Below are 23744 nucleotides of genomic sequence, written 5' to 3' on the forward strand. Positions count from 1 at the left end.
GGGCCGGCGCCGTCGTCTGCACGCGTCAGTCGTGCGAGCGGTGGATGAGCCGCGACAGCACGATCGCGCTACGGGTGTGATCCACGTTCGGCGCGATCCGCACGCGCTCGAGCGCGTTCTCGAGCGAAGGGATGTCGCGCGATCGCATGTGCACGATCGCATCCGCCGAACCGGTGACCGTGCCGGCGTCGACCACCTCGGGCACACCCGAGAGGATGCGCTTGAGCTCATCGGGCGCGACCGTGCCGCGGCAGAACAGCTCGACGTACGCCTCGGTCGCCATGCCGTCGACGGCCGGGTCGACCTGGATGGTGAAGCTGCGGATGACCCCGTCCGCGACGAGCCGGTCGACACGCCGCTTGACGGCGGAGGCGGACAGTCCGACCTTGTCGCCGATGTCGCCGTACCCGGCCCGGGCGTTCTGACGCAGCAGGTCGATGATTCCGTAGTCCAGACTGTCCATCCGCCCAGCCTACGCTCGAATCGTGCGCACACGGGCATCCGCGCGCCGGATCGGTGCGCCTGACGGCGGGAATCCCCGGATGTGTGCGTGACAGACTGGCGAACATGACGCTCGCCGACGCCACGATGACCGAACCCGCCGCGACGACCCCGCGGCGGGTTCCCACGACGCGCACCGTGCTCATGTGCCGCCCCGACCACTTCACCGTGAGCTACCGGATCAACCCGTGGATGCATCCGGAGGACCCGACCGACACGAGTCTCGCCGTGCGGCAGTGGCAGACGCTGCACGACCTCTACGTCGAGCTCGGCTTCGACGTGCACCTCATCGACCCGGAACCCGGACTGCCCGACATGGTCTACGCGGCGAACGGCGGTTTCGTGCTCGACGGGATCGCCTACGGCGCGAGCTTCACCTACCCCCAGCGCCAGCCCGAGGGGCCGGCCTACATGGACTGGTTCAGAGCGAACGGCTTCGACGTGCGCGAGCCCGCGCACGTGAACGAGGGCGAGGGCGACTTCCTGCTCGTGGGCGACGTCATCCTCGCCGGCACCGGTTTCCGCAGCGCGACGCCGAGCCACGAGGAACTCGCCGCGATCTACGGTCGCGAGGTCGTGAGCCTGACCCTCATCGATCCGCACTTCTACCACCTCGACACCGCGATCGCCGTGCTCGATTCGGCCGGTGGGCCGGACAGTGTCGCGTACCTGCCGAGCGCCTTCGACGAGCGCTCGCTCGAGGTGCTGCGCGAGCGCTACCCCGACGCGATCCTCGTGAACGACGCCGACGCCTCCGTGCTCGGGCTCAACTCGTTCAGCGACGGCTACAACGTGGTCATCGCGGCGCGGGCCGTCGACTTCGAACGGCAGTTGCGCGAGCGCGGATTCAACCCGATCGGCGTCGACCTCTCCGAGTTGCTGCTCGGCGGCGGCGGCGTCAAGTGCTGCACCCTGGAGCTGCGCCGATGAGCACCGTCACCGACGAGACCGCCCTGCTGATCGAGCGCGAGGAGCGTCACCTCGCCCACAACTACCACCCGCTGCCCATCGTCGTCGCCTCCGGCGAGGGTGCGTGGGTGACGGATGTGGCCGGTCGCCGCTACCTCGACTGCCTCGCCGCCTACTCCGCGGTGAACTTCGGCCACGGGCATCCGGCCCTCGTCGCCGCCGCTCGCGATCAGCTCGACCGGATCACCCTCACGAGCCGCGCGTTCCACAACGACCGGCTCGGGGAGTTCGCGGCGGAGCTCGCCGCGCTCGCCGAGAAGGACATGGTGCTTCCCATGAACACGGGAGCCGAGGCGGTCGAGTCGGCGATCAAGGTCGCCCGCGCCTGGGGGTACCGCGTCAAGGGGGTGCCCGCCGGGCAGGCGACGATCATCGTCGCCGACGGCAACTTCCACGGGCGCACCACCACGATCGTGAGCTTCTCGACCGATCCGGAGGCGCGGGGGGACTTCGGTCCGTTCACCCCCGGGTTCGTGCACGTGCCCTACGGCGACGCGGCCGCGCTCGAGGCGGCGATCGACGACACGACCGTCGCGGTGCTGCTCGAGCCGATCCAGGGTGAGGCGGGCATCCTCGTGCCCCCGGCCGGCTACCTGCCCGAGGTGCGCCGCATCACCCGCGAGCGGAACGTGCTCTTCGTCGCGGACGAGATCCAGTCGGGCCTCGGGCGCACCGGCGCGACCTTCGAGTGCGACAACTCGGGCGTCGTGCCCGACCTCTATCTGCTCGGCAAGGCGCTCGGCGGCGGCATCGTGCCGGTGAGCGCCGTCGTCGGAGACGAGAACGTGCTCGGTGTACTGCGCCCCGGCGAGCACGGATCGACCTTCGGCGGCAACCCGCTCGCGGCGGCCGTCGGTCTCGCGGTGGTGCGGATGCTCGCGACCGGCGAGCCTCAGGCCCGCGCCCGCGAGCTCGGGGCGCACCTGCACTCGCGGCTCGAGTCCCTCGTCGGCCGCGGGGTGATCGCGGTGCGCGGCGCGGGACTCTGGGCGGGCATCGACATCGACCCGAGCCTCGGCACCGGGCGCCGCGTGTGCGAGTTGCTCATGCAGCACGGGGTGCTCGCGAAGGACACGCACGGCTCGACGATCCGCCTGGCCCCGCCGATCGTCGTCGAGCGCGACGACCTCGACTGGGCGGTCGACCAGCTCGAGGCGGTGCTCGCCGAACTCGCCGCCTGACCGGGCCAGACCGGGCCCGCCCGCCCCCTCGCGCCCGCTCGCGCATCCGTGAGTTGCGGACTTCTGCGGGAACGAGCGCGCCCGAAACCGCAGAAGTCCGCAACTCGGGCGGGGTCAGGCGCTCTCGATGTCGGAGAACAGGCCGGTGAAGGTCGTTCCCGTGCCGATCAGCAGCGGGAAGAACTCGCCGGCGATCGGGGTCGCCACGGCGGCCGAGGCGTCGTCGTAGCTGTCGAAGTACAGATCGAGCGTGCGGTAGGCCGGCGTGGGGGTGCCGTCCTCCTTCGGCCACACCTTCGCCGCTTCGAGGCGCCGCAGCGCCGGGAGCTGCGCGGCGAGCTCCTGGATGCGCGCATAGGTGATCTCGAACGCGGCCGGGTCGGCGGGGTTGTCGATGATGAGGGTGATCTTCGTGGGCATTTCTGTTCCTTCTCTTCTGGGTGGGTGGTGCGGTTCGGTGGGGATCAGCGGCCGGCGGTCTCGAGCAGGCGCAACCAGATCTCGCTCATGGTCGGATAAGCGGGCACGGCGTGCCACAGGCGGTCGAGGGTGACCTCGCCGGCGATCGCGATCGTGGCGCCGTGCACGAGCTCGGTCACGTCCGGTCCAACGGCGGTGAAGCCGACGATCGTGTTGGTCGCGTCGTCGATGAGGATGCTCGCCCGACCGGTGTAGCCGTCGGCGTGCAGTTGCGCGCCGGCGACCGCGCCGAGGTCGTACTCCACGGGGCGTACCGTGAGTCCCGCCTCGGTGGCGCTCGCGAGCGTGTGCCCGACGGAGACGATCTCGGGGTCGGTGAAGATGACCTGCGGGATCGCGCGCCGATCGGCGGTCACCACGTGACGACCCCAAGGGGCGTCGTCCACGGGGGTGCCGGTCGCGCGGGCGACGATCACATCGCCGGCCGCGCGCGCCTGGTACTTGCCCTGGTGGGTGAGCAGGGCACGCGCGTTCACGTCGCCGGCGGCGTAGAGCCCGTCGACGGGAACGCCATCCGCGTCGAGCACGCGCAGCGTCTCATCGACACGGAGCCACCCGGGGGTGAGCCCGACGTGCTCGAGGCCGAGGTCGCCGGTGTTGGGGCGGCGGCCGGTGGCCACGAGCACCTCGTCGGCGTCGATCACCTCGCCGTCGGCGAGGGCGATGTGCACGCCGGCAGCGTCGCGGTCGACCCGCGCGGGTTCGGCCCCGATCATCACGCGCACTCCGGCCGCCTCGAGGGAGGCGACCACATGCTGCGCGGCGTACGGCTCGACCCGGGGGAGCACGCCGTCGCGGGCGATGAACGTCACGCGGGCGCCGAGCGCGCTGTACGCGGTGGCCATCTCGGTTCCGACGACACCGCCGCCGATGATCGCGAGGTGCTCCGGCAGGCTCATCGCCGAGACGGCTTCGCGGCTCGTCCACGGTGCGGCGTCCGCGAGACCCGGGATGGGCGGGAGGGCGGCGCTCGTGCCGGTGGCGATGACGACCGCGTGCCGTGCGGTGAGCGTCGTCACCTCGCCGTCGGTGCCGGTCACCGTGACCGTGCGGGGAGCGCTGAGCCGCCCGCGGCCGCGCACGAGGGTGATGCCGACGGATTCGAGCCACTCGACCTGTCCGTCGTCGTGCCAATGGGAGGCGAAGCGGTCGCGACGGGCGAGCACGGCCCTCACGTCGAGCGTTCCGGTGATCGCGGCGGCGGCTCCGGGCAGCTGCCGCGCGGCGCGCAGGGCCGCGACGTCGCGCAGGAGTGCCTTGGTGGGCATGCACGCCCAGTAGGAGCACTCGCCCCCGACGAGTTCGGCCTCGACGATCGCCGCGGTGAGCCCGCCCTGCACCACGCGGTCGGCGACGTTCTCGCCGACGGGCCCGGCTCCGATGATGACGACGTCGTACTGCTCGCCGGTCATCGCGCATCCGCCTTCGCGGCGCGCTGCAGGCGGATGGCGGAGATCAGGAAGAAGATGCCGCCGAGGGTGGCATACCCGGCGAGGCTGGCGAGCGACGCGCTCGCGGTGCCGGACTGGGCGATGAACGCCGCCCCGGCGAGTACGGAGATGCCGCCGCTGAGGATCATCGGCCACTGTCCGCCGAGGGACCGGCGGCCGATCGCGACGATGAGCTGCACGGCACCGGCGGTGACCGCCCAGGCGCCCCAGACGACGAGGATCGCGGGCAGGCCGGCACCGAGGGCGACGGCGATGCCGATCGCCGCGAGCAGGCTGAACGCCATGTTGGCGTAGAGCGCCCGTGCGGGCCGCGCGATGCGGGAGGCACGGTGGTCGATGACGGCCGCGACGAGGTCGACGACGGGGTAGAGCACGAGGAGCGTGATGCTCAGTGGGGTGAGCGCCGACGCGGTGACGGCGAGGAGCGCGGCCCACACGACCGCGAATCCGAAGCGCACGAAGTAGAGCGTGCGCAGAGATCGGGCGATGGACGGGGAGGGACGTTCAGTGACTGTCATGGTTCCGTTTCTCGAAGTCGGGCGGGGATGCGTTTCGCGCCACCCGCAGGTAGAATGACTAGTCACTCTACCTGCGACGACCGTACGGGGTATCGCCGGGCGAGCGCAAGTGCCACGGAAAGGGGCCACCTATGATCGAGGCCGTGAAGGTGTCGATGCGCGAACGACTGATCGACGCGGCGACCGAGCTGTTCTATGCCGAAGGCCTGCGCGCCGTGAGCGTCGACAAGGTGATCGAGCGTGCCGGCACGACGAAGGTGACCTTCTACCGTCACTTCAAGAGCAAGGACGAGCTCGTCGTCGCCCACCTCGAGCGCCGGGCTCAGCAGGAGCGCGACGGCATCACGGGGGCGATCGCGCACGCCGAGGGCGATCCGGACCGCGCGTTCCAGCTGATCGCCGAGCAGCTCGGCATCATCGCGTGCGAGCCCGGCTTCCGCGGCTGCCCGTTCATCAACGCCGCGGCCGAATACCCCGACGGCACGAGTGCCGTCCGACGGGCCGTCGATGAGCACCGGGCGTGGTGCAAGGCCGCCTTCGCCGAGATCGTCGCCCCGCTCGACCTGCCCGACGCTGCCGGAGTGGCCGACGATCTCATGCTCATCCGAGACGGGGCCATGGTCGCCGGATACCTCGACGATCAAGACGCCCTTGCAGCATCCTTCCTGCGCAGCACTCGCGCGGTGACCCGGCGGGCCTGACCGCGTAGCGCTTGACCGTGTGGCGGGGACAGGGTCTTCACTGGAGGGGCAGGAAAGAGGAGTCGCGCACATGGCATGGAGCACGCGGGAGATCGCCGACCTGGCGGGCACGACGGTGAACACCGTGCGCCACTACCACCGGCTGGGGCTGCTCGAAGAGCCGGATCGGATGTCGAACGGGTACAAGCAGTACGAGGTGCGGCATCTCGTGCGGCTGCTGCAGATCCGACGCCTGCGCGACCTCGACGTGCCCCTCGATCAGATCGAGCTGGCCGGGCAGACCGGGGATCGCTCGAGGGAGGCGCTGCAGGCCGTCGACGCCGATCTCGCGGCGAGCATCGAACGACTGCAGCGCGCCCGTGCCGAGGTCCGCGCCATCCTGCAGGGCACCACGCTCACCGACCTGCCGGCGGGTTTCGAGGATGTCGGCTCCAAGCTGACCCGCACCGATCGTTCGCTCATGCTCATCTACTCCCAGCTCTACGACGAGGAGGCGATGAGCGACCTGCGCCGGATGCTCGAGGACGACGATCACTCCACCGCGGAGGAGTTCGACCAGCTGGATCCGGACGCCGACGAGGAGACACGCCGCAACCTGGCGGAACGGTACGGCGCCTCCATGGCGCGGAACCTCGCCGACTACCCCTGGCTCACCGATCCGACCGCGCACCTGCAGAAGAGTCCGAAGATCACGCAGGAGACCTTCATCGCCGCGGTGCAGGCGCTGCACAATCCGGCCCAGCTCGACGTGATGGGACGCGCGGGCGTGATCGCGGCGCGGATGTACGAGCAGGCGCGCGCCGAAGCGGCCGAGGCCCGCGATCCTGAAGCGGAGTGAGTCGGATTCCGCCCACGGCGATCAGCGCACTCGACCGCTTGACCCTGTGGTGAGAACACGGCTTTGACTGCTCCGCATACGGCGATCCGCGCCGTCGAAGGAGCAGTCAGTCATGTCATCCACCCCGTACCCCTACGAGGGGATCCGCGAATTCATCGCCCAGCTGCCGGAGTTCGTGCAGCCGATCGTCGTCGCCGGCGCGGGCATGATCCCCTACGTCGAGGGCGAGGGCTCCGCGGCCCTCGGCATCCTCGTCGGCATCCATCCGATCGTCGCCGCGGTCGCGGGGGCGACCGGCAACTTCCTCAGCGTGCTGCTCGTCGTGCTGCTCAGTTCCCGGATGCGCGAGTCGGTCGTCGCACGCCGGGCGGCCGCCCGCCAGGCGACCGCCGACGGTGCCACCTCGACCCTCGTCGAGGATCGGCCCGAACAGGGCGCGAGCGACAAGCCGACGCGTCGCGCGAAGGGGCAGAAGCGACTCGGCGTCTGGCTCACGCGTTTCGGCGTGCCCGGCGCGAGCATTCTCGCCCCCCTCGCCCTGCCGACCCAGCTGACCGCGGCGTTCTTCGTCGGCGCCGGCGTGCCCAAGCGCTGGGTGCTGCTCTGGCAGGCCATCGCGATCGTGCTCTGGACCGGGCTCATCGCCGCGGCCGCCCTCGGTCTCGTCAACCTGCTGGGCTGGGCGTGACAACCTACGGACCGTAGGTCGGCGCCTAATGGGTATAGGCTGAGGCCATGAGCCGCAGTCCCCTCACCCGCGAGACAGTGATCGCCGACGCCGCGGCGCTCGCCGACGAGGCGGGATTCGATGAGGTCACGCTTTCCGCCGTCGCACGCCGACTCGGTGTGCAGGCGCCGAGTCTCTACTCGCACGTGCGAGATCTCGCCGCCTTGCGCGACGGGATCTCCGCACTCGCGCTCGCCGAACTCGGGCGGCGCGTCGCCCTCGCCATCGGCGGGCGATCCGGCCGGGCGGCCCTGCGGGGTCTCGCCGACGCCCACCGCGGGCTCGCGCGCGACCGACCTGGCCTCTGGCGCTCCCTCCAGCGCCGCGTGGGCGCGTCCGTCGCCGCGGCACCCGAAGCCCGCACCCTCGTGGCGCTCAACGACGCCGTGCTCGACGGCTACGGGCTGCCGCAGCGTGAGCACGTGCATGCCACGCGGATGATCGGCAGCGTGGTCAACGGATTCCTGGCGCTCGAGAGCACCGGCAGTTTCGACCACAGCGATCCCGCCCCCGACGTCTCGTGGGCGCGGATCCTCGACGCGCTCGATGCGCTCCTGCGCGAGTGGCCGTCGACCGAGCCCACGGCGGAGGACCCCCATGCGTGACATCCCCATCGTGCCGGCGCTCGTGCGCGGCGCTGCGGAACTCGAGGCCACCGACCGCGGCGTGCGCCCGCACCGGCTACCGCGTGCCGTGCGCGAGCGGTTCCCCGATCCGCAGCTGCTCATGGTGGAGGCCCAGCCTTCGGGCGTGCGTGTCGCCTTCATCACGGACTCCGACGCGGTCGAGCTCGTCGTCCACGCGACGCGCGTCGCCTACCGCGGCGTGGACCGTCCCCGAGGGGCGGTCGACCTGACTGTCGACGGCGTGCCCGTGGCGTCGTCGCAGCTCACCGGTGGCGACCGCATCGAGACCGATCTGAGCACGGGCGTCAACGAGTTCATCCCGGGCCCGGCGCACGTCGCCACGTTCGACGGGCTCGGCTCGGGTGAGAAGACCGTGGAGTTGTGGCTGCCGCACAACGAGTCGGTCGAGCTCGTCGCGCTGCGCAGCGCCGCCCCGGTGCGGCCGCGCGCCGCAGGTCGCCTGTGGCTGCACCACGGCAGCTCGATCAGCCACGGGTCGAACGCCGCGACCCCGACGCAGATCTGGCCCGCCGTCGCGTCGCGCCTCGGCGGCGTCGAGCTGCAGAACCTGGGGTTCGGGGGCAGCGCCCTCGTCGACCCGTTCACGGCCCGCGTGATGCGGGACTCGCCGGCAGACCTGATCAGCGTGAAGCTCGGCATCAACGTCGTCAACCTCGACGGCATGCGGCTGCGCACGTTCGTGCCCGCCGTGCACGGGTTCCTCGACACCATCCGCGACGGGCACCCCACGACGCCGTTGCTCGTCGTCTCGCCGATCCTGGCGCCGATCCACGAGGACACCCCCGGGCCGGGAGCGGTCGATCCGGCGAGTCTCGGCGGCGGTCAGGTCGCGTTCACGGCGACCGGCACCCCGGGCGACACGGCACTCGGGCGGCTCACGCTGCGCGTCATCCGCGAGGCCCTCGCACGGGTCGTCGAGGATCGCCGGCGGGACGACCCGAACCTGCACTACCTCGACGGCACGGAGCTCTACGGCGAGGCCGATGCGGCGGTGCATCCGCTGCCCGATCGGCTGCACCCCGACACGGTCACCCACCGGCTCATCGGGGAACGGGTCGCCGAGCACGCATTCGGGCCCGCGGGTCCGTTCGCGGCGCGCTGACGGGTCAGACGGATGCGGTGCGAGAGCGCCAGAGCAACCAGGCGAAGTACGGGGCTCCGACGAGGGCGGTGACGAGCCCGGCCGGCAGCTGTCCTGGGGCGATGACCGTGCGCCCGATCGTGTCGGCGAAGCACACGAGCGCGCCGCCGAGCAGTGCCGCCGTCGGCAGCACGCGCGAGTGGCGGCCGCCGACGAGCGCCCGCGCCGCGTGCGGGGCGACGAGTCCGACGAACGAGATCACGCCGAGCGACCCCACCGTGGTCGCGGTGAGCAGCACCGCGAGCGACAGCAGGGCGAGCCGACTCGAGGGGAGCCGCACACCGAGCAGTCGCGGGGTGTCGTCGTCGAGGGAGAGCAGGTCGAGCCGGCGCGCGAGCACCACGAGCAGCGGCACGGCGATCGCGATCGACAGCACGAGTGGCAGCAGCGACGGGAACGTGCGCCCGTAAGTCGAGCCCGACAGCCAGGTGAGGGCCTTCGTCTCGTTGAACGGGTCGGTGAGCACGATCACCATGCTGATCGCGTTGAGCAGCGCGGCAGACACCCCGATACCGATGAGCACGAGCCGGTTCTGCTGCAGCCCACCGCGGGCGGCGAGGCCGAAGACGAGCGTCGCGGCGGCGGCGGAGCCGAGCAGCGCCGAGCCCGTGACCGCCCACGCGCTCGCGAGTGGCACGGCGGTGAGCACGGCGATCGCGGCGAGCCCGCCACCGCCCGCGACGCCGAGGATGCCCGGCTCGGCGAGGGCGTTGCGGCTCACCGCCTGCACGATGGCCCCCGCGAACGCGAGCGCGGCCCCGCCGAGCAGCGCCGCGAGCACCCGGGGCACCCGGGTGTTGAGGATGAACTGGGTGGTGTCGCCGGCGCGACCGGCGATCCAATTCGCGACGTCGCCGAGCAGCAGTTTCGCGTCGCCGAGCAGCACGGCCGCGACGAGCACGGCGACGGTGACGACGACGAGCACGCCGACGGCGGTGAGGAAGCCCGCGCGGGAGCGCACCCGGGCGAGCGAGGCGCCGGTCTCCACGGAACCGGAATCGCGCACGCGGAACGCGATCGCCACGAGGAACACCGCGCCGAGCAACGTCGTCACGACGCCCGTCGGCACCTCCACGCCGGCCTGAGCGCCGAGCAGCGCCCGCACCACCACATCCGCCCCGAGCACGATGACGACGCCGATCGCGGCGGACATCGGCACGAGCGCCCGGTGCTTGGCGAGGCCCCGGATGCGGGCGGCGAGCAGGCGGGTGATCGCGGGCGCCGCGAGGCCGACGAACCCGACCGGTCCGGCGACCGTGACGGCGGCGGCGCTCAGCAGCACGGCGACGACGACGGCCGCCACGCGGGTGCCGCGCGGATCGACGCCGACCGAGCGCGCGGCGTCGTCGCCGAGCCCGAGGATGTCGAGGCGACGGCCGAGCAACAGCAACAGCACGACACCGACGGCGACGACCGGCGCCATCTGGGTGACCGAGGTGAGGCCGATCTGCGCGAGGTTGCCCTGTCCCCACGCGTACAGGCCCGAGGTCTCCTGCGCGAACAGCAGCAGGAGGGTGCTCGTCACGGCGTGCGTGCCGAGCGCGATCGCCGAACCGGCGAGCACGAGCCGCACCGGTCCGCTGCCGCCACCGGAGACGGCGAGCACGAGTGCGGCGGCGGCGAGCCCGCCGACGAAGGCGACGAGCGCCGAGGGCAGCACGGGGATGCTGAGCCCGAACGCGGCGACGGCGACGACGGCGAGGTGCGCCCCCGCGTTCACAGCGAGCGTGTCGGGCGACGCGAGCGGGTTGCGCGACGCGGACTGCATCGCGGCGCCGGCTGCGCCGAGCGCGACACCGACCACCAGGCCGGCGAGCAGTCGCGGGATGCGCGAGGCGATGAGCACGTCGGCCGACTGGTCGACGCCGGCTCCGGTGAGCAGCGCCCACAGCTCGGCCAGCCCGACGGCGGCGGTGCCCTGCGTGAGATGCACCGCCGCCATCACCGGCAGGAGCACGGCGACGCCCAGGATGAGCGCCGGCAGTCCCCAGCCGACCCGGGAGCGGGTGAGGGTCACCGTCAGGCGTTGACCGCGGCGACGACCGCGTCGATGTACTGGATCATCGCCTTGGGGCCACCGAACATCCAGATGCCGTCGGGCAGGCGGTGCACGTCGCCGGACTGCACGAAGGGCAGCGACTCCCACACCGCGTTGCCGGCGAGGCTCGTGAAGGGATCCGTCTCGGCGCTCGAGGTGATGTAGAGGAACTTCGTGTCGCCGAGCGCGGTGAGGCCCTCGACATCGGTGCTGCCGAGACCGTAGGCGGGGTCGCCCTCGATCTCCCACGGGGTGGTGAACCCGAGCTCCTCGTTGATGGCGGCGAGCTGTGACCCGGAGACGAACGGGCGGATCGTGACCTGCCCGCCGGTCATCCAGCCGTCGGCGAAGGCGAGCGGCGTTCCGGTGAGCCCGGCCTCCTCGATCGCCGCGGCACCGTCGGTGAGGGCGGCATCGAACTCAGCGAGCAGCTCCTCCGCGGCATCCTCGGTGCCGGTCGCCTCGGCGACGAGCTCAACGTTCTCGCGCAGCCGGTCGAGGGGCCGCTCGAGCTCGGCGCTCTGCACGACCAGCACGGGCACGAACTCCTCGAGCTGCTGGATCGCCGTCTCGGGCAGGTCGGTCGTCGCCACGACGAGGTCGGGGTTGAGCGACGCCACGGTGTCCATGCTCGGCTCGCCGCGCGTGCCGATGTCGGTCGCGTCGTCGCCGATCGGCGCCGCCGTGTCCCACGTGTTGTAGCCGTCGATGTCGGCGACCCCGACCGGCTCGACGCCGAGAGCCGCGAGGTATTCGGTGACGTTCCACTCGGTGGAGACCACGCGCTGCGCCGGGCCGTCGAGTTCGACCTCGACGCCACGGGCATCCGTCACCGTCAGGGTCGCGCCGGACTCCTCGCCCGCGGGCGCCTCGGTGGTGCCGCACGCGGTCAGCGCGAGGAGGGCGGTCAGGGCGACGAGGGGGGTGGCTCCGCGGAGTCTCATGCGGCAGGGGTCCTTTCGGGGCGGATGTGGTGGCGGCCGATCGCGCGGGTGCGGATGCCGCCGGTGAAGGGGTCGGTGTCGACGTCGATGCGGATGCCGTAGACGTCGGTGAGGCGCTGGGACTCGAGCACGTCGCCGGGAGCGCCCGCGGCGACGATGTCGCCGCGGGAGAGCAGCACGAGATGGTCGGCGACCGCGGCCGCCTGGTCGAGGTCGTGCAGCACGACGCCGATGGTGACGGCGTGCTCGTCGGCGAGCTCGCGCATCAGGTCGAGGATCTCGACCTGGTAGCGCAGGTCGAGGTAGGTGGTCGGTTCGTCGAGCAGCAGTACCCCGGTCTCCTGCGCGAGGCAGCTCGCGAGCCACACCCGCTGCAGCTGACCGCCGGAGAGCCGGTCGACCGGGCGGTCGGCGAAGTCGGCGACCCCGGTCACGTCCATGGCGTGGGCGATGGCGGCCGCGCCCTCGGGGTCGGCGCTGCGGAAACGCCCGCGGTGGGGGTGGCGGCCGAACTCGACGACGTCCTGCACGGTGATGCCGCCCGGGGTCGGGCGGCTCTGGGCGAGCAGGGTGATGGTGCGCGCGAACTCGGGTCGGGTGAGGGTCGAGACGTCGGTGCCGTCGTCGAGCAGGATGCGGCCCGAGCGGGGAGGGTGCAGGCGGGCGAGGGAGCGCAGCAGGGTGCTCTTGCCGCTCCCGTTCGGGCCGACGAGCGCGGTCACTCGTGCGACGGGCAGCGTGATGCTCGCGTCGCGCACCACCTCGTCCGAGCCGTAGGCGAGGGAGAGGTGGTCGCCGCGCACGCCGTGGGGCAGCCGGTCGGAGGTCACGGTCGAGGAGCTTAGCTTAGGCTTACCTCACTTGTCGAAACCATGTCGGTCCGGAGGGCTGCGACGCGGCTGGCAGCTGCCCGCGGCCTCGGTGTGAGAAGCCCCGACGAGGCGGGCCCGGTCGTAGCGTCGCCTCATGACGAACGACAACGAGCGCACCCACACCGACACCATGAGCGACTCCGGACTGCCCCAGGACGAGCCCCTCGCGCAGGACGCGGCCTCCGCCGCGCAGGTCGACACCGTCGACGAGGAGGGCACGAGCGACGCGAGCCCGGCGAGCGACCCCGACGCCGGGGCCGACGTGCCGGCCGATCCGGCGACCGGGATGCCGGCCACGACCGCCGTGTACCAACAGGGGTCGTGAGCCGGGGCGATCGGCCTAGTCTGGTCGCGTGCTGACTCCGGAGCTGCTCGACCGCATCCGTTCTCGTGCCGCCGGCTACGACCGCGACAACGCGTTCTTCTGGGAGGACCTCGACGAGCTCCGCGCGGCCGGATACCTCGCGCCGCGTCCGCTGCTGCAGGTCGCGCGGGAGCAGCGGCTGCTCGCCGCCCACGCGCCGGCGACCGCACTCGGCATCAACATGCACCTCGTGTGGGTCGGCGTCGCGCGCGTGCTCGCGGAGCGCGGGGACGACTCGCTGGTGTGGCTGCTCGAGGAGGCGGAGGCGGGGGAGCTGTTCGCGTTCGGCAACAGCGAGCCCGGCAACGACGCGGTGCTCTTCGACTCGCTCACGCGGGCGGAACCGCGGCCGGACGGCGGCTACGCGTTCACCGGCACGAAGATCTTCACATCGCTCTCACCCGCGTGGACGCGCCTCGGGGTCTTCGGCCGCGACGGTGACCGCCTCGTGCACGGGTTCCTCACGCGCGACACGCCGGGCTGGCGCTCGCTCGACGACTGGGACACCCTCGGGCAGCGCGCGACCCAGAGTCACACCACCGTGCTCGAGGGCGCGGTCGTGCCGGCGGAGCGGATCGCGCGCATCCTGCCGGTCGGACCGAGCGCCGACCCGTTCGTGTTCGGGATCTTCGCCAACTTCCTGCTGCTCATCGGCTCCGTCTACGCGGGCATCGCCGACCGGGCGCTCGAACTCGCGGTCGAGGCAGCGCAGCGGCGCACCTCGCACAAAAACGACGGCGCCTCCTACGCGGTCGACCCCGACATCCGCTGGCGCATCGCGGACGCCGCGCTCGCCCTCGACGCGCTCGCCCCGCAGCTCGAGACGCTCGCCGCGGACGTCGACGGGGTGGTCGACCGCGGCGCCGACTGGTTCCGTCAGCTGACGGGCGCCAAGCACCGCGCCACGGAGACCGCGCGGCACGTCGTCGACCAGGCGATGCGCGTCGCAGGCGGGGGTGGCTACCGCTCCTCGAGCGAGCTCGCCCGCCTGCAGCGCGACGTGCTCGCGGGTATCTACCACCCGTCGGACACCGAGTCGGTGCACGCGACCGTCGCCGCGAACCTGCTCGGGCCGCTGCCCTGAGCCGGCCGGCGTCACACGGTTACGGTGTGTGACGCCTCGCCTGGTGACTCGGCCGCGGTGTTCGTAACGTGGCAGCACGCATCCGGACCTCCCGGTTGCCGCGACCAGACGAGGCGAGCATGACGAACCGTTCGAGCACCCGGGCCACCACGGCACGATGCGAGCACGGCGCGATGTGCGAGCACACCGATGCGGGGCACGCGGCGTCCCCCATGCGCGTCCGTCTCGCCTCCGCCACGCCGAGCCGCTGGCGTGACGCCACGGTCGAGCAGGTCACGGCCGGCGGATGGATCGCGCTCGCGCTCCTCGACGGCGGACGGGTCTGGGCCTGGCACCACGCGGCGCTCGCGCTGCAGCCCGGCGCCCCGGTCGCGCTGCACGCCGACTACGACGTGCTCGCCACCGGCGACGCGCGGGTGAGCGTGCTGCGGGCACCCGAGGTCGGCTGACCGCGTCGTCGCTCTCTGAGCTCGCCGCGCCCTGAGCTTGACGCGCCCTGAGCTTGTCGCGCCCTGAGCTTGTCGCGCCCTGAGCTTGTCGAAGGGTGCACCCGTGCCGCGGGCGTCGCTTCGACAGGCTCAGCGACCGGGCCGTTCGCTCCCTGAGCTTGTCGAAGGGCGCACCCGTTCCGCGGGCGTCGCTTCGACAGGCTCAGCGACCGGGCTCAGCGGCCGGAGTGGCTCATCCCATCGACATGGCGGCGCGCATCGACGCCATCATGTCGTCCATCGCCTCGGCGGCGGTGCGGCAGGCCTGAGCGCACAGCTTGCAGTGCTCGTGCATGTCGGCGTGCTTCTCGCACTCCTCGGCGCACGCGGTCATCATCGTCATCGTCGCCTGCATCATCGCCATCATCGACTGCATCTCGAAGCCGCTCGGCCGCAGCATCATCCGCATCATGGCGGAGCTGACATCCGCGCAGTTCATGCACATCGAGGCGCACATCGCCATGCCGGCCTCGGCGTCGCCGTCGGCGCACATGACGCACGCCTGCTCGGCGGCGGTGAGCGTCTCCATACAGCGCTGCATCATGTCCATGTCCATGCCCTGCATGGACCGCATGCGGTCGCCCATCATCTCGTTCATCATCATGGTGATTCCGTCCGTTCCGGGGGCCGCCGTGCGCGGTCCGGTACTCGCGCATCCACGGGGCCCGTCGGCGCCATGCTACGACCGCGCCGTCCCGCGGTGCGGGACGCCTCACGCGACTCCCAGCGACGCGGGCGCCGCGCCCCGTCGCATCCCGGTTTCCCGTCGCAAACTGCGGGTGCGCCCGCCCGTCACCCGCACTTCGCGACGGGAACTCGCCCGCCGCCGGCGCCGATCGGGCCCGCGCGGCGGTTTCCCGTCAGTAGTGGCCCTTATGGCGTGTCCGTAAGGGCATCTACTGACGGGAAACCGACCGCGAGTCGCCGCCGACTCATGGCCGCCGCGATCCCACCCGCGGCATCCGCGTGGTCGGTTCCCCGTCGCGGATCGCGGGCGCCGCGCCCGGCCGCATCTCGGTTTCCCGTCGCAAACTGCGGGTGCGCCCGCTCGTCACCCGCATTTGGCGACGGGAAATCGCCCGCCGCCGGTGCCGATCGGGCCCGCGCGGCGGTTTCCCGTCAGTAGTGGCCCTTATGGCGCGTCCGAAAGGGCACCTACTGACGGGAAACCGACCGGCAGGCGGATCAGCGCCCGACGCGCGGTGCGTCAGACGCGCCGAGTGTCCGAAGTGCGGTGCGTCAGGCGAGCGTGCTCGACTCCGCGCGCTGCCGCGGCGCGAGGCGCTGGAGCTGCGTCACGTGGCCGGGCTCGAGCTCCTCGAGCGACGCGACGCCGAGGAGGCGCATCGTGCGGGAGATCTGCCCCGAAAGGATCGTGATCGCGCGGTCGACGCCCTCGCGTCCGCCGGCCATGAGCCCGTAGAGATACGCGCGTCCGATCATCGTGAAGCGCGCGCCGAGGGCGACGGATGCCACGATGTCGGCGCCGGACATGATGCCGGTGTCGAGGTGCACCTCGGTGCGGTCGCCGACCTCGCGCACCACATCCGGAAGCAGGTGGAAGGGGATGGGCGCGCGGTCGAGCTGACGTCCGCCGTGGTTCGAGAGGGTGATGCCGTCGACGCCGAGGTCGGCGAGCCGCACGGCGTCGGCGACGGTCTGCACGCCCTTGACGACGACCTTGCCGGGCCATTGGTCGCGGATCCAGCGCAGGTCGTCGTAGGTGACGGTCGGGTCGAACATCGAGTCGAGCAGCTGCGCCACGGTGCCCGACCAGCGGTCGAGGCTCGCGAACGCGAGCGGCTCGGTCGTGAGGAAGTCGATCCACCATTGCGGACGCGGGAGCGCGTTGATCACCGTCGCCGGGGTGAGCGTCGGCGGGATGGTCATGCCGTTGCGGGTGTCGCGCAGGCGGGCACCGGCGACGGGCACGTCGACGGTGACGAGCAGCGTGTCGAACCCGGCCTTCGCGGCGCGGTCCACGAGCGCCATCGAGCGGTCGCGGTCCTTCCACATGTACAGCTGGAACCAGTTGCGTCCGGTCGGGCCGCCCGCCGCGGCGACGTCCTCGATCGAGCTCGTGCCCATCGTCGACAGGGCGAAGGGGATGCCCGCGGCGGCCGCGGCGGACGCCCCGGCGATCTCGCCCTCGGTCTGCATCATGCGGGTGAAGCCGGTGGGGCCGATGCCGAACGGCAGCTCGACGCGCTTGCCGAGCACGTCCCATCCGGTGTCGACGTGCGACACGTCGCGCAGGATCGCCGGGTGGAACTCGATGTCCTCGAACGCCTGGCGTGCCCGCGCGAGGCTGATCTCGGCCTCGGCGGCGCCTTCGGTGTAGTCGAACGCGGCCTTCGGAGTGCGGCGCTTCGCGATCGCGCGCAGGTCGGCGATCGTGAGCGCGGACTGCAGTCGTCGCTTCTTCGCGTCGAGCGTCGGCGCCTTGAAACGCATGAGCGGGGCGAGATCGCGCGGGCTGGGGATGCGGCGCTGCACCATGGGGGCTCCTCGGAACGTGTGGTCAGACCACACGAGTGTACGACAGCATCCGGGCGGATGCGACCCGCCGGACGCTGTCCGACGGCTGAGCGCTTGCCGTGAGCGGCGAGGCGGTGCCGCCCACGGCACCGAACCTGGACCGGACACCGCACCCGAGAAACCGGAGAGAAACATGGACCAGACCCTCACCGCCGTCGCGCTCAACTGCACGCTCAAGCCGTCGCCGGCCGAATCGAGCACCGACGTGCTCGCCGGGCAGCTCATCGCCGAGTTGGCGCACCACGGGGTGACCACCTCGTCGTTCCGCGTCGTCGACTACGACGTGAAGCCCGGCGTCGAGGCCGACATGGGTGACGGCGACCAGTGGCCGCAGATCCGCGAGCAGGTGCTCGCCGCCGACATCCTCGTGCTCGCGACCCCGACGTGGATGGGGCACATGACGAGCATCGCCCAGCGGGTGCTCGAACGACTGGATGCGGAACTCTCGGAGCAGGACGACCTCGGCCGCCCGATCCTGTTCGACAAGGTCGCGTGCGCGGTCATCGTCGGCAACGAGGACGGCGCACACCAGATCAGCGCGGAACTCTTCCAGGCGCTCAACGACGTCGGCTTCACGATCCCCGCTCAGGGCGTCACCTACTGGAACGGCGAGGCGATGGGCAGCATCGACTACAAGGACCTCGACGAGACCCCCGAGCAGGTCGCGACGACGACCAAATCGGTCGCGGCGTACGTGGCGCACCTGGCCCGGGTCACCAAGCAGAACCCGTATCCCGCAGTCTCCTGACCCTCAGCGCCGGGCTCGTAGAACGGCTGGTCCGTCTCTCGGGTCTCGGGCCACTAGAGGCGTTCCCACGTGACAGACGTGGGCGCGAACTCGGCGCGCCCGGCGGTGGAGGTGTCGACCAGGACTCTGGCTAGCGCGTGCGCCTCGAGTATCGTTCGCACCTCGTCCGGTAGTCGGAGCCGGACGTGGACCCCGTCCGACTCCTCAGTGAAGCGGATGCGGATGCCACCTCCAGGCACTCGTCTGGTCACATCGCCGAGGTCCTCTGCGCCAGGTGACGCCACGTACACGATCAAGCCGGAGAACGTCAGGCTTCCGCGTCCGAGAAGGTCGGTATCGAAGTGCATCTCGAACGCCTCGTCGTCGGGTTCCCACCGCAGGCGCGGTCGTCCCGGCACGTCATGGAGCAGCGTCACCGTGACTTCGGACGAGCCACTCGTGACGAGTTCCAGCATCGGTGTTCAGTCCCCGTCGAGTAGGTGATGCACCTTCTTGATACGGAGAGTATCCGGCGGCCGCTTACTACCGCCTCACCGCCGGCCCGCCGCGGCGGTTGGGCGGTTCCGTGTTCGGTAGGTTCGCACCATGCGCTCGCACGAACTCGTGCTCGACTGGGTCGAGCGGCGGCTCGCCGCGCGCGACCTCGTGCTCGGCGGACGGCTGCCCGGCGAGCGGGCGCTCGCCGAAGAGCTCGGCGTCTCGCGCACCGCGGTGCGTGAAGGACTGCGCGTGCTCGAGGCGATGGGGGTGGTGCGTTCGGCCGTCGGATCCGGGCCCACCTCGGGCACCGTCGTCGTGGCGGAGCCGTCGGTGGCCCTCGGCTCCGCGCTGCGGCTGCACCTCGCGACCGAGCACCTCCACGCGACCGACGTCGTGCAGACGCGCGTGCTGCTCGAGACCTGGGCGGCGGAACACGCCGACCCGCACGATGCGAGTCTCGACGCGGCCGCCGCCCTGCTCGGCGAGATGGATGACGAGACGCTCGCCCCGGCGGAGTTCCTCGACCGCGACGCCGCCTTCCACGTCGCCGTCGCCGCGTCGGCCGGTAACCCGCTCATCGGCGCCATGATGGCGTCGATCCGTCACGCCGTGCGCGACTACACGCTCGCCGCGGCCGAGCGCCTCCCCGACTGGAACGCGACCGCCGCCCGTCTGCGCCGGGAGCACCGCGGCATCCTCGAGGCCCTGCGTGCGGGCGACGGGCCCGGCGCATCCGCCGCGCTCCGCGCCCACATCGAGGGCTACTACGGGGAGGCCCGCTAGCGGCTGCCGCGGCGCGATTCTCGTCCGGGCAGGGAAATGTCGGCTTGCGTGCGACCTCCGCCGCGCATCCTTCCGCTTGCGCGCGTGATGACCCCGGCGCGAAGGAATGTGGATGGCGGGACCGCCGCGCCCCTCCAGCTCGGCGAAGGCCCGTCGTGCGACCCGCTTCGACAGGCTCAGCGACCGACACGGTCGCCGCGCCCGTGGGGGCTCAGCGACTGAGGCGCCGCCATCGCCGGGCCGCGAGCGGCAGGAAGACGGCGGTCAGCGCGATCGGCACGACGATCGCGAGCGCGGACGCGTTGTCGGCGAACCAGGATGCTCCGCCGCCGGCCTGCTCGCCCAGCAGTCCGCGCACGGCGGTGACCGTCTGCGAGAGCGGGTTCGCGTCGGCGATGACGCCGAGCCACGAGGGCATGGTCGCCGTGTCGACGAACACGCTGGAGAGGAACAGCAGGGGCCACACGAGCACTTGGATCGCGTTCACCGCCTCCTGGTTCCGCACCCGGAGGCCGAGGTAGGCACCGATCCAGAGCATCGCGATCCGCAGCAGGATGAGCAACCCGAGCGCAGCGGCGGCGGCGTGCACGGGCGCGTCCGGGCGCCATCCGAGCAGGAGGCCCGTGGCGGCGACGAGCGTGAGGCCGACGAGGCTGTTCAACAGGTCGGCGACGCACCGGCCGGCGATCACCGCGGCCCCGCTCATCGGCAGCGACCGGAATCGATCGGTGATGCCGCTCGACACATCCGCGAGCATCGCGGTCATGGTGCCCTCGAGCCCGAAGAACATCGTCATGGCGAGCACTCCGGGCATGACGAAGTCGAGGTAAGAGGCCCCCGCGGGTGCGCCGATCGCGCCGCCGAGCAGTCCGACGAAGATCAGCATGATCATCACCGGGAAGAACCAGCCGAACGCCATCACGCCCGGTCGGTTGCGCCAGTGCAGCAGTTCGCGAGCCGTCACGGTGGCGGTATCGGCGATGAACCAGCGCACGGGTCGAGCGGCGGATGCGGCGGGGGATGCGGTGGTGGCGGTCACGCGGGCACTCCTTCGGTTCGGGTGGTGGGGTTCGACGTCGCCGTGGTCCCGGTCAGGGAGAGGAAGACGTCGTCGAGGGTCGGGGTGCGGATGGCGAGGTCGGCGACCCGGATGCGCGAGTCGGCCAGCACGGCGGCGAGCCCGAGCACCGCCTCGCCGCGGTCGGCGACCGGCACGTGCACGCGGCCGTCCGCGCTGCGGACGGGACCGGTCGCCCAACGCTCGGCGTGCCGGGTGACGGCGGGGATCTCGGCCGGGTCCTGCGGCACCAGTTCGAGCGTGTCGTCGCCGACCCGCTTCTTCAGTTCGCCGGGTGTGCCGGCGGCGACCACCCGTCCGTGCGCGACGAGGGAGATGCGGTCGGCGAGTTGGTCGGCCTCCTCGAGGTACTGAGTGGTGAGCAGCACCGTCGTGCCGCCGGCGACGAGGGTGCGCACGGCATCCCACACCTCGCGTCGTCCGCCCGGGTCGAGTCCGGTCGTCGGCTCGTCGACGAACAACACCTGCGGGGCGACGAGCAGGCTGACCGCGAGATCGAGCCGTCGGCGCATGCCGCCGGAGTAGGCGCTCACCGGCTTGCGGCCGGTGTCGGCGAGCGCGAACCGTTCGAGCATCTCGTCCGCCCGGCGGCGCGAGTCCGCGGGGGAGAGCCTGCTGAGTCGACCGAATAGCACGAGGTTCTGCCGGCCGGTGAGTTGCTCATCGAGGGCCGCGTACTGCCCGACCAGTCCGATGCGCCGGCGCACTTCCGCGCCCTCCCGCGCCACGTCGTGCCCGGCGACCCGCACGGTGCCGGAGTCGGCGGCGAGGAGGGAGGTCATGACGCGCACCGCGGTGGTCTTGCCCGCGCCGTTCGGCCCGAGCAACCCGTGCACGGTGCCGTGCGGCACCTCGAGGTCGAACCCGTCGAGCGCCGGGGGGTCGTCCGGCGCGGCTGAGGGATACCGCTTGACCACTCCGTCGGCGACGATCGCGGCCTGCGTGCTGGTCGAGGTCATGGATCTCCTTCGTATGCCGTACCGTACGGCGTACGAGAACCGTAGAGTACGGTGTACGAAAACGCAAGAGGCGGCGCGGAAGGGGCGGGAATGGCGAGACGAACGAGCGCCGCGGACCTCACGCGCAGCATCTACCTGCTGTGGGGGCACCACCCCAACGCCGGACGATCCGGGCTGACCGTCGAACGCATCGTCCGGGCCGGCGTCGAGCTCGCCGACGCGGACGGGCTCGATGCGGTGTCGATGCGCAAGGTCGCCGAGCGCCTGGGCGTCGGCGCCATGTCGCTCTACGGCCACGTGCCCGGCAAAGACGACCTGACCGCGCTCATGCTCGACGCCGTGTTCGCCGAGCTCTACGGCGACGACGTCGAGGAGCCGTCACGGGCCGGCGACTGGCGCGCGGCCATGCGTCATGTGGCGCAGCAGAACTGGGAGCTGTACGAACGGCATCCGTGGCTGCTCGACCTGCGGGCCGCGCGGCCGACGCTCGGCCCCCACGTGAGCCGCAAGTACGAGGCGGAGGTGCGACCCCTCGACGGCATCGGCCTCACCGACGTCGAGATGGATGCGGCACTCACCCTCGTGCTGAGCCATGTCGAATCGACGGCGCGGGTGCGGCGCACGCTCGCCCGCACGCGCGACGAATCCGGACTCACCGACGCCGAGTGGTGGGGCATCGTCGCTCCCGTGCTCGAGCGGGTCATCGACGACCCGGACCTCGTCATCTCCGGCCGCGTCGGCACGGCCGCGGGCGAGGAGTTCAACGCCGCAGCCGATCCGGTGCACGCGCTGACCTTCGGTCTCGACACGATCCTCGACGGTCTCGAGGCACGCATCCGGTCCCGCCGCTGACCGCCGGCGCGCCCGTTCCCTGAGCCCGTCGAAGGGAACCGCCGTACGACTCGCTTCGACGGGCTCAGCGAGCGACGTTCCCTGAGCCCGTCGAGGGGAACGGGTCGTGCAAACGCCTCAGCGGACGGGCGGCAGCAGCCCCGCGGCGCGGGCGGGTCCGGCGTAGGCGGCGGCGAGGGTGGTGACGGTGTCGTGGGCGTTGAGGCCGCTCGGGTTCGGCACCACCCACAACTCGGCGCCGGCGAGCGTCTCGTCCTGCCGCCCCACCGTCGCACGCGGCCGGTCGAAGCCCTGCCGGTAGGCGGTGATGCCGACGATCGCGACGACGTCGGGCGCCCAGCGGGCCACGTCGTCCGCGAGCCGGCGTGCGCCGTCGCGCAGCTCCGCCCGCGAGAGCTCGTCGGCGCGCGCGGTCGCCCGCCGCACGAGGTTCGAGATGCCGATGCCGCGCTCGACGAAGGCGGCGCGTTCGGCATCGCTCATGCCGGCGGCGAAGTCCGGCATCCGGTCGATGATGCCGGCCTCGAGCAGCGCCGGATAGAAACGGTTGCCCGGATGTGCGAACGGTGTGCGCGTCGCCGCGGTCCAGAGGCCGGGGTTGATGCCGACGAACAACAATCGGATGCCCTCACCGACGAGGTCGGGGATCTCCGCGCCCCGGAAGGCCTCGAGCTGCGCGCGGGTGAATCCCATCAGCGAATTCTGCCCGACCCCGTCTCACGCCGCCGTGCGCACGGTCCGATCGGCGCGTGGACGACCCGTGAGCAGCCAGCCGACGATCGCCACCGCCGCTCCCAGAACGGCGCCCGCGACCGTGTCGCTCAACCAGTGCACGCCGAGGTACGTGCGGGCGAGGGCGTGCAGCAGCACGTAGAGCGCCCCCGCGGCGACCACCCATGAGCGGCGCACCAGGAGTACGACGGATACCGCGAGTGCGGATGCGGCGGACGCGTGCCCGCTCGGCCACGACGGGCTCGCGAGCTCGAGCAGCCCGCCCGGCGGGCGGTCCGCGCCGACGAGTTCTTTCACGACGCGCGTGAGTACCGCCGTCGCGACCGCGGTGGCGAGCAGGAAGAGCCCGCCCCGGCGGTACCCCCGCACCACGAATGCGATCGCGAGGGCGGCGGGCAGCAGTACGGACCCGAACAGCACCCCGCCCTGCACGCTCAGCGCGAGGGCCACCGCCGTCAGAGCCGGTGCGCGCGCCTCGCGCATCACCTGGAGCCACGTCGCGTCCCACGCCTCGATCCAGCCCATCGCTCCCTCCGCATCCAGCTTCACCCTGTCGAGGGGCGACGGATCGGATTCGCGGCCGATCCTGAGGCGTCGTCCGCATTCCGCCCGGGCGGGAACAGGTCGCCC

Annotated in this window: 27 protein-coding genes; 13 read left to right on the forward strand and 14 right to left on the reverse strand. The window is 71.9% G+C overall.

The features are described 5' to 3' along the window. Positions 1-25 precede the first annotated feature (25 nt). Positions 26-463 carry an Lrp/AsnC family transcriptional regulator gene (locus tag CLV46_RS00605; RefSeq protein ID WP_100363005.1) on the reverse strand — a complete coding sequence of 146 codons (438 nt, stop codon included), beginning with the start codon at positions 461-463 and terminating at the stop codon, positions 26-28. A gap of 104 nt (positions 464-567) precedes the next feature. Between CLV46_RS00605 and ddaH the strand changes: the two genes are divergently transcribed. Both ddaH and rocD read left to right on the forward strand, forming a co-directional pair. Next, the gene (gene ddaH, locus CLV46_RS00610) at positions 568-1431 is read left to right on the forward strand and encodes a dimethylargininase (protein ID WP_100363006.1); all 864 of its coding nucleotides are present in this window, start codon (positions 568-570) and stop codon (positions 1429-1431) included. Continuing rightward, entirely contained in the window at positions 1428-2651 is a 1224-nt protein-coding gene (rocD, locus tag CLV46_RS00615) for an ornithine--oxo-acid transaminase (RefSeq protein WP_100363007.1), read from the forward strand. The genes ddaH and rocD overlap by 4 nt, the downstream gene beginning before the upstream one ends. Before the next feature lie 114 nt (positions 2652-2765). Here the strand turns inward: rocD and CLV46_RS00620 are convergent, their stop codons facing one another. Genes CLV46_RS00620 through CLV46_RS00630 form a run of 3 tightly spaced genes read right to left on the reverse strand, consistent with a single transcriptional unit; the run spans position 2766 to position 5100 of the window. Next, entirely contained in the window at positions 2766-3071 is a 306-nt protein-coding gene (locus tag CLV46_RS00620; RefSeq protein ID WP_100363008.1) for an EthD family reductase, read from the reverse strand. A 44-nt stretch (positions 3072-3115) separates the two neighbouring features. Beyond that, entirely contained in the window at positions 3116-4543 is a 1428-nt protein-coding gene (locus CLV46_RS00625; protein ID WP_100363009.1) for a dihydrolipoyl dehydrogenase family protein, read from the reverse strand. Next, positions 4540-5100, reverse strand: a complete 561-nt coding sequence (locus CLV46_RS00630) for a hypothetical protein (RefSeq protein WP_100363010.1) — start codon at positions 5098-5100, stop codon at positions 4540-4542. Before CLV46_RS00630 ends, CLV46_RS00625 begins: the two co-directional genes overlap by 4 nt. Before the next feature lie 131 nt (positions 5101-5231). Between CLV46_RS00630 and CLV46_RS00635 the strand changes: the two genes are divergently transcribed. The 5 genes from CLV46_RS00635 (at position 5232) to CLV46_RS00655 (ending at position 9115) form a co-directional block, all read left to right on the forward strand. Beyond that, entirely contained in the window at positions 5232-5801 is a 570-nt protein-coding gene (locus CLV46_RS00635; protein ID WP_100363011.1) for a TetR/AcrR family transcriptional regulator, read from the forward strand. 70 nt (positions 5802-5871) lie between these two features. After that, a complete protein-coding gene (locus tag CLV46_RS00640) occupies positions 5872-6639 on the forward strand; it encodes a helix-turn-helix domain-containing protein (protein ID WP_100363012.1) in 768 nt (255 codons plus the stop codon). A gap of 112 nt (positions 6640-6751) precedes the next feature. After that, entirely contained in the window at positions 6752-7327 is a 576-nt protein-coding gene (locus CLV46_RS00645; protein ID WP_100363013.1) for a small multidrug efflux protein, read from the forward strand. Positions 7328-7374: 47 nt separating this feature from the next. Next, entirely contained in the window at positions 7375-7971 is a 597-nt protein-coding gene (locus tag CLV46_RS00650) for a TetR/AcrR family transcriptional regulator (RefSeq protein WP_100363014.1), read from the forward strand. Continuing rightward, the gene (locus tag CLV46_RS00655; protein ID WP_100363015.1) at positions 7964-9115 is read left to right on the forward strand and encodes an SGNH/GDSL hydrolase family protein; all 1152 of its coding nucleotides are present in this window, start codon (positions 7964-7966) and stop codon (positions 9113-9115) included. Before CLV46_RS00650 ends, CLV46_RS00655 begins: the two co-directional genes overlap by 8 nt. A gap of 4 nt (positions 9116-9119) precedes the next feature. On the opposite strand, the gene CLV46_RS00660 is transcribed toward CLV46_RS00655, so the two are convergent. The 3 genes from CLV46_RS00660 to CLV46_RS00670 are packed head-to-tail and all read right to left on the reverse strand — an operon-like array spanning position 9120 to position 12966. Further along, a complete protein-coding gene (locus CLV46_RS00660) occupies positions 9120-11171 on the reverse strand; it encodes an iron ABC transporter permease (RefSeq protein WP_245866406.1) in 2052 nt (683 codons plus the stop codon). A 2-nt stretch (positions 11172-11173) separates the two neighbouring features. Then, on the reverse strand, positions 11174-12136 hold the full coding sequence (locus CLV46_RS00665; RefSeq protein WP_100363016.1) for an iron-siderophore ABC transporter substrate-binding protein: 963 nt from the start codon (positions 12134-12136) through the stop codon (positions 11174-11176). Beyond that, the gene (locus tag CLV46_RS00670; protein WP_211282115.1) at positions 12133-12966 is read right to left on the reverse strand and encodes an ABC transporter ATP-binding protein; all 834 of its coding nucleotides are present in this window, start codon (positions 12964-12966) and stop codon (positions 12133-12135) included. The genes CLV46_RS00665 and CLV46_RS00670 overlap by 4 nt, the downstream gene beginning before the upstream one ends. A gap of 136 nt (positions 12967-13102) precedes the next feature. Between CLV46_RS00670 and CLV46_RS00675 the strand changes: the two genes are divergently transcribed. From CLV46_RS00675 to CLV46_RS16590, 3 genes are all read left to right on the forward strand, one after another. Next, entirely contained in the window at positions 13103-13333 is a 231-nt protein-coding gene (locus CLV46_RS00675; protein ID WP_100363017.1) for a hypothetical protein, read from the forward strand. Between the two features lie 31 nt (positions 13334-13364). Then, positions 13365-14456, forward strand: a complete 1092-nt coding sequence (locus CLV46_RS00680) for an acyl-CoA dehydrogenase family protein (RefSeq protein WP_425430417.1) — start codon at positions 13365-13367, stop codon at positions 14454-14456. Between the two features lie 119 nt (positions 14457-14575). After that, positions 14576-14905: a hypothetical protein gene (locus CLV46_RS16590; protein WP_157802176.1), complete on the forward strand. Its 330-nt coding sequence runs from the start codon at positions 14576-14578 to the stop codon at positions 14903-14905. Between the two features lie 232 nt (positions 14906-15137). Here the strand turns inward: CLV46_RS16590 and CLV46_RS00690 are convergent, their stop codons facing one another. Together CLV46_RS00690 and CLV46_RS00695 are read right to left on the reverse strand one after the other, a co-directional pair. Then, a complete protein-coding gene (locus tag CLV46_RS00690) occupies positions 15138-15530 on the reverse strand; it encodes a four-helix bundle copper-binding protein (RefSeq protein WP_157802177.1) in 393 nt (130 codons plus the stop codon). A gap of 653 nt (positions 15531-16183) precedes the next feature. Beyond that, the gene (locus CLV46_RS00695) at positions 16184-17443 is read right to left on the reverse strand and encodes an alpha-hydroxy acid oxidase (protein WP_100363021.1); all 1260 of its coding nucleotides are present in this window, start codon (positions 17441-17443) and stop codon (positions 16184-16186) included. Between the two features lie 172 nt (positions 17444-17615). On the opposite strand from CLV46_RS00695, the gene CLV46_RS00700 reads away from it, so the two are divergent. Next, entirely contained in the window at positions 17616-18230 is a 615-nt protein-coding gene (locus CLV46_RS00700; protein WP_100363022.1) for a flavodoxin family protein, read from the forward strand. 53 nt (positions 18231-18283) lie between these two features. On the opposite strand, the gene CLV46_RS00705 is transcribed toward CLV46_RS00700, so the two are convergent. Continuing rightward, complete coding sequence (locus CLV46_RS00705) at positions 18284-18685, reverse strand: hypothetical protein (protein WP_100363023.1); 402 nt, start codon at positions 18683-18685, stop codon at positions 18284-18286. A 130-nt stretch (positions 18686-18815) separates the two neighbouring features. Here CLV46_RS00705 and CLV46_RS00710 point away from each other — a divergent pair, with 130 nt between their 5' ends. After that, positions 18816-19493 (forward strand): FadR/GntR family transcriptional regulator, encoded by a 678-nt coding sequence (locus tag CLV46_RS00710; RefSeq protein WP_100363024.1) that lies wholly within the window; start codon positions 18816-18818, stop codon positions 19491-19493. Positions 19494-19704: 211 nt separating this feature from the next. Here the strand turns inward: CLV46_RS00710 and CLV46_RS00715 are convergent, their stop codons facing one another. Both CLV46_RS00715 and CLV46_RS00720 read right to left on the reverse strand, forming a co-directional pair. Beyond that, complete coding sequence (locus CLV46_RS00715) at positions 19705-20532, reverse strand: ABC transporter permease (protein WP_211282116.1); 828 nt, start codon at positions 20530-20532, stop codon at positions 19705-19707. Beyond that, positions 20529-21530: an ATP-binding cassette domain-containing protein gene (locus tag CLV46_RS00720; RefSeq protein WP_100363025.1), complete on the reverse strand. Its 1002-nt coding sequence runs from the start codon at positions 21528-21530 to the stop codon at positions 20529-20531. Before CLV46_RS00720 ends, CLV46_RS00715 begins: the two co-directional genes overlap by 4 nt. A 90-nt stretch (positions 21531-21620) precedes the next feature. Here CLV46_RS00720 and CLV46_RS00725 point away from each other — a divergent pair, with 90 nt between their 5' ends. After that, positions 21621-22382 (forward strand): TetR/AcrR family transcriptional regulator, encoded by a 762-nt coding sequence (locus CLV46_RS00725; RefSeq protein ID WP_100363026.1) that lies wholly within the window; start codon positions 21621-21623, stop codon positions 22380-22382. Between the two features lie 117 nt (positions 22383-22499). Here CLV46_RS00725 and CLV46_RS00730 read toward each other — a convergent pair whose 3' ends face one another. Together CLV46_RS00730 and CLV46_RS00735 are read right to left on the reverse strand one after the other, a co-directional pair. Next, positions 22500-23075 (reverse strand): mismatch-specific DNA-glycosylase, encoded by a 576-nt coding sequence (locus CLV46_RS00730; RefSeq protein WP_100363027.1) that lies wholly within the window; start codon positions 23073-23075, stop codon positions 22500-22502. 24 nt (positions 23076-23099) lie between these two features. Continuing rightward, positions 23100-23639, reverse strand: a complete 540-nt coding sequence (locus tag CLV46_RS00735; RefSeq protein ID WP_157802178.1) for a phosphatase PAP2 family protein — start codon at positions 23637-23639, stop codon at positions 23100-23102. Positions 23640-23744: the final 105 nt, after the last annotated feature.

This window comes from Diaminobutyricimonas aerilata (assembly GCF_002797715.1).
GTDB lineage: Bacteria > Actinomycetota > Actinomycetes > Actinomycetales > Microbacteriaceae > Diaminobutyricimonas > Diaminobutyricimonas aerilata.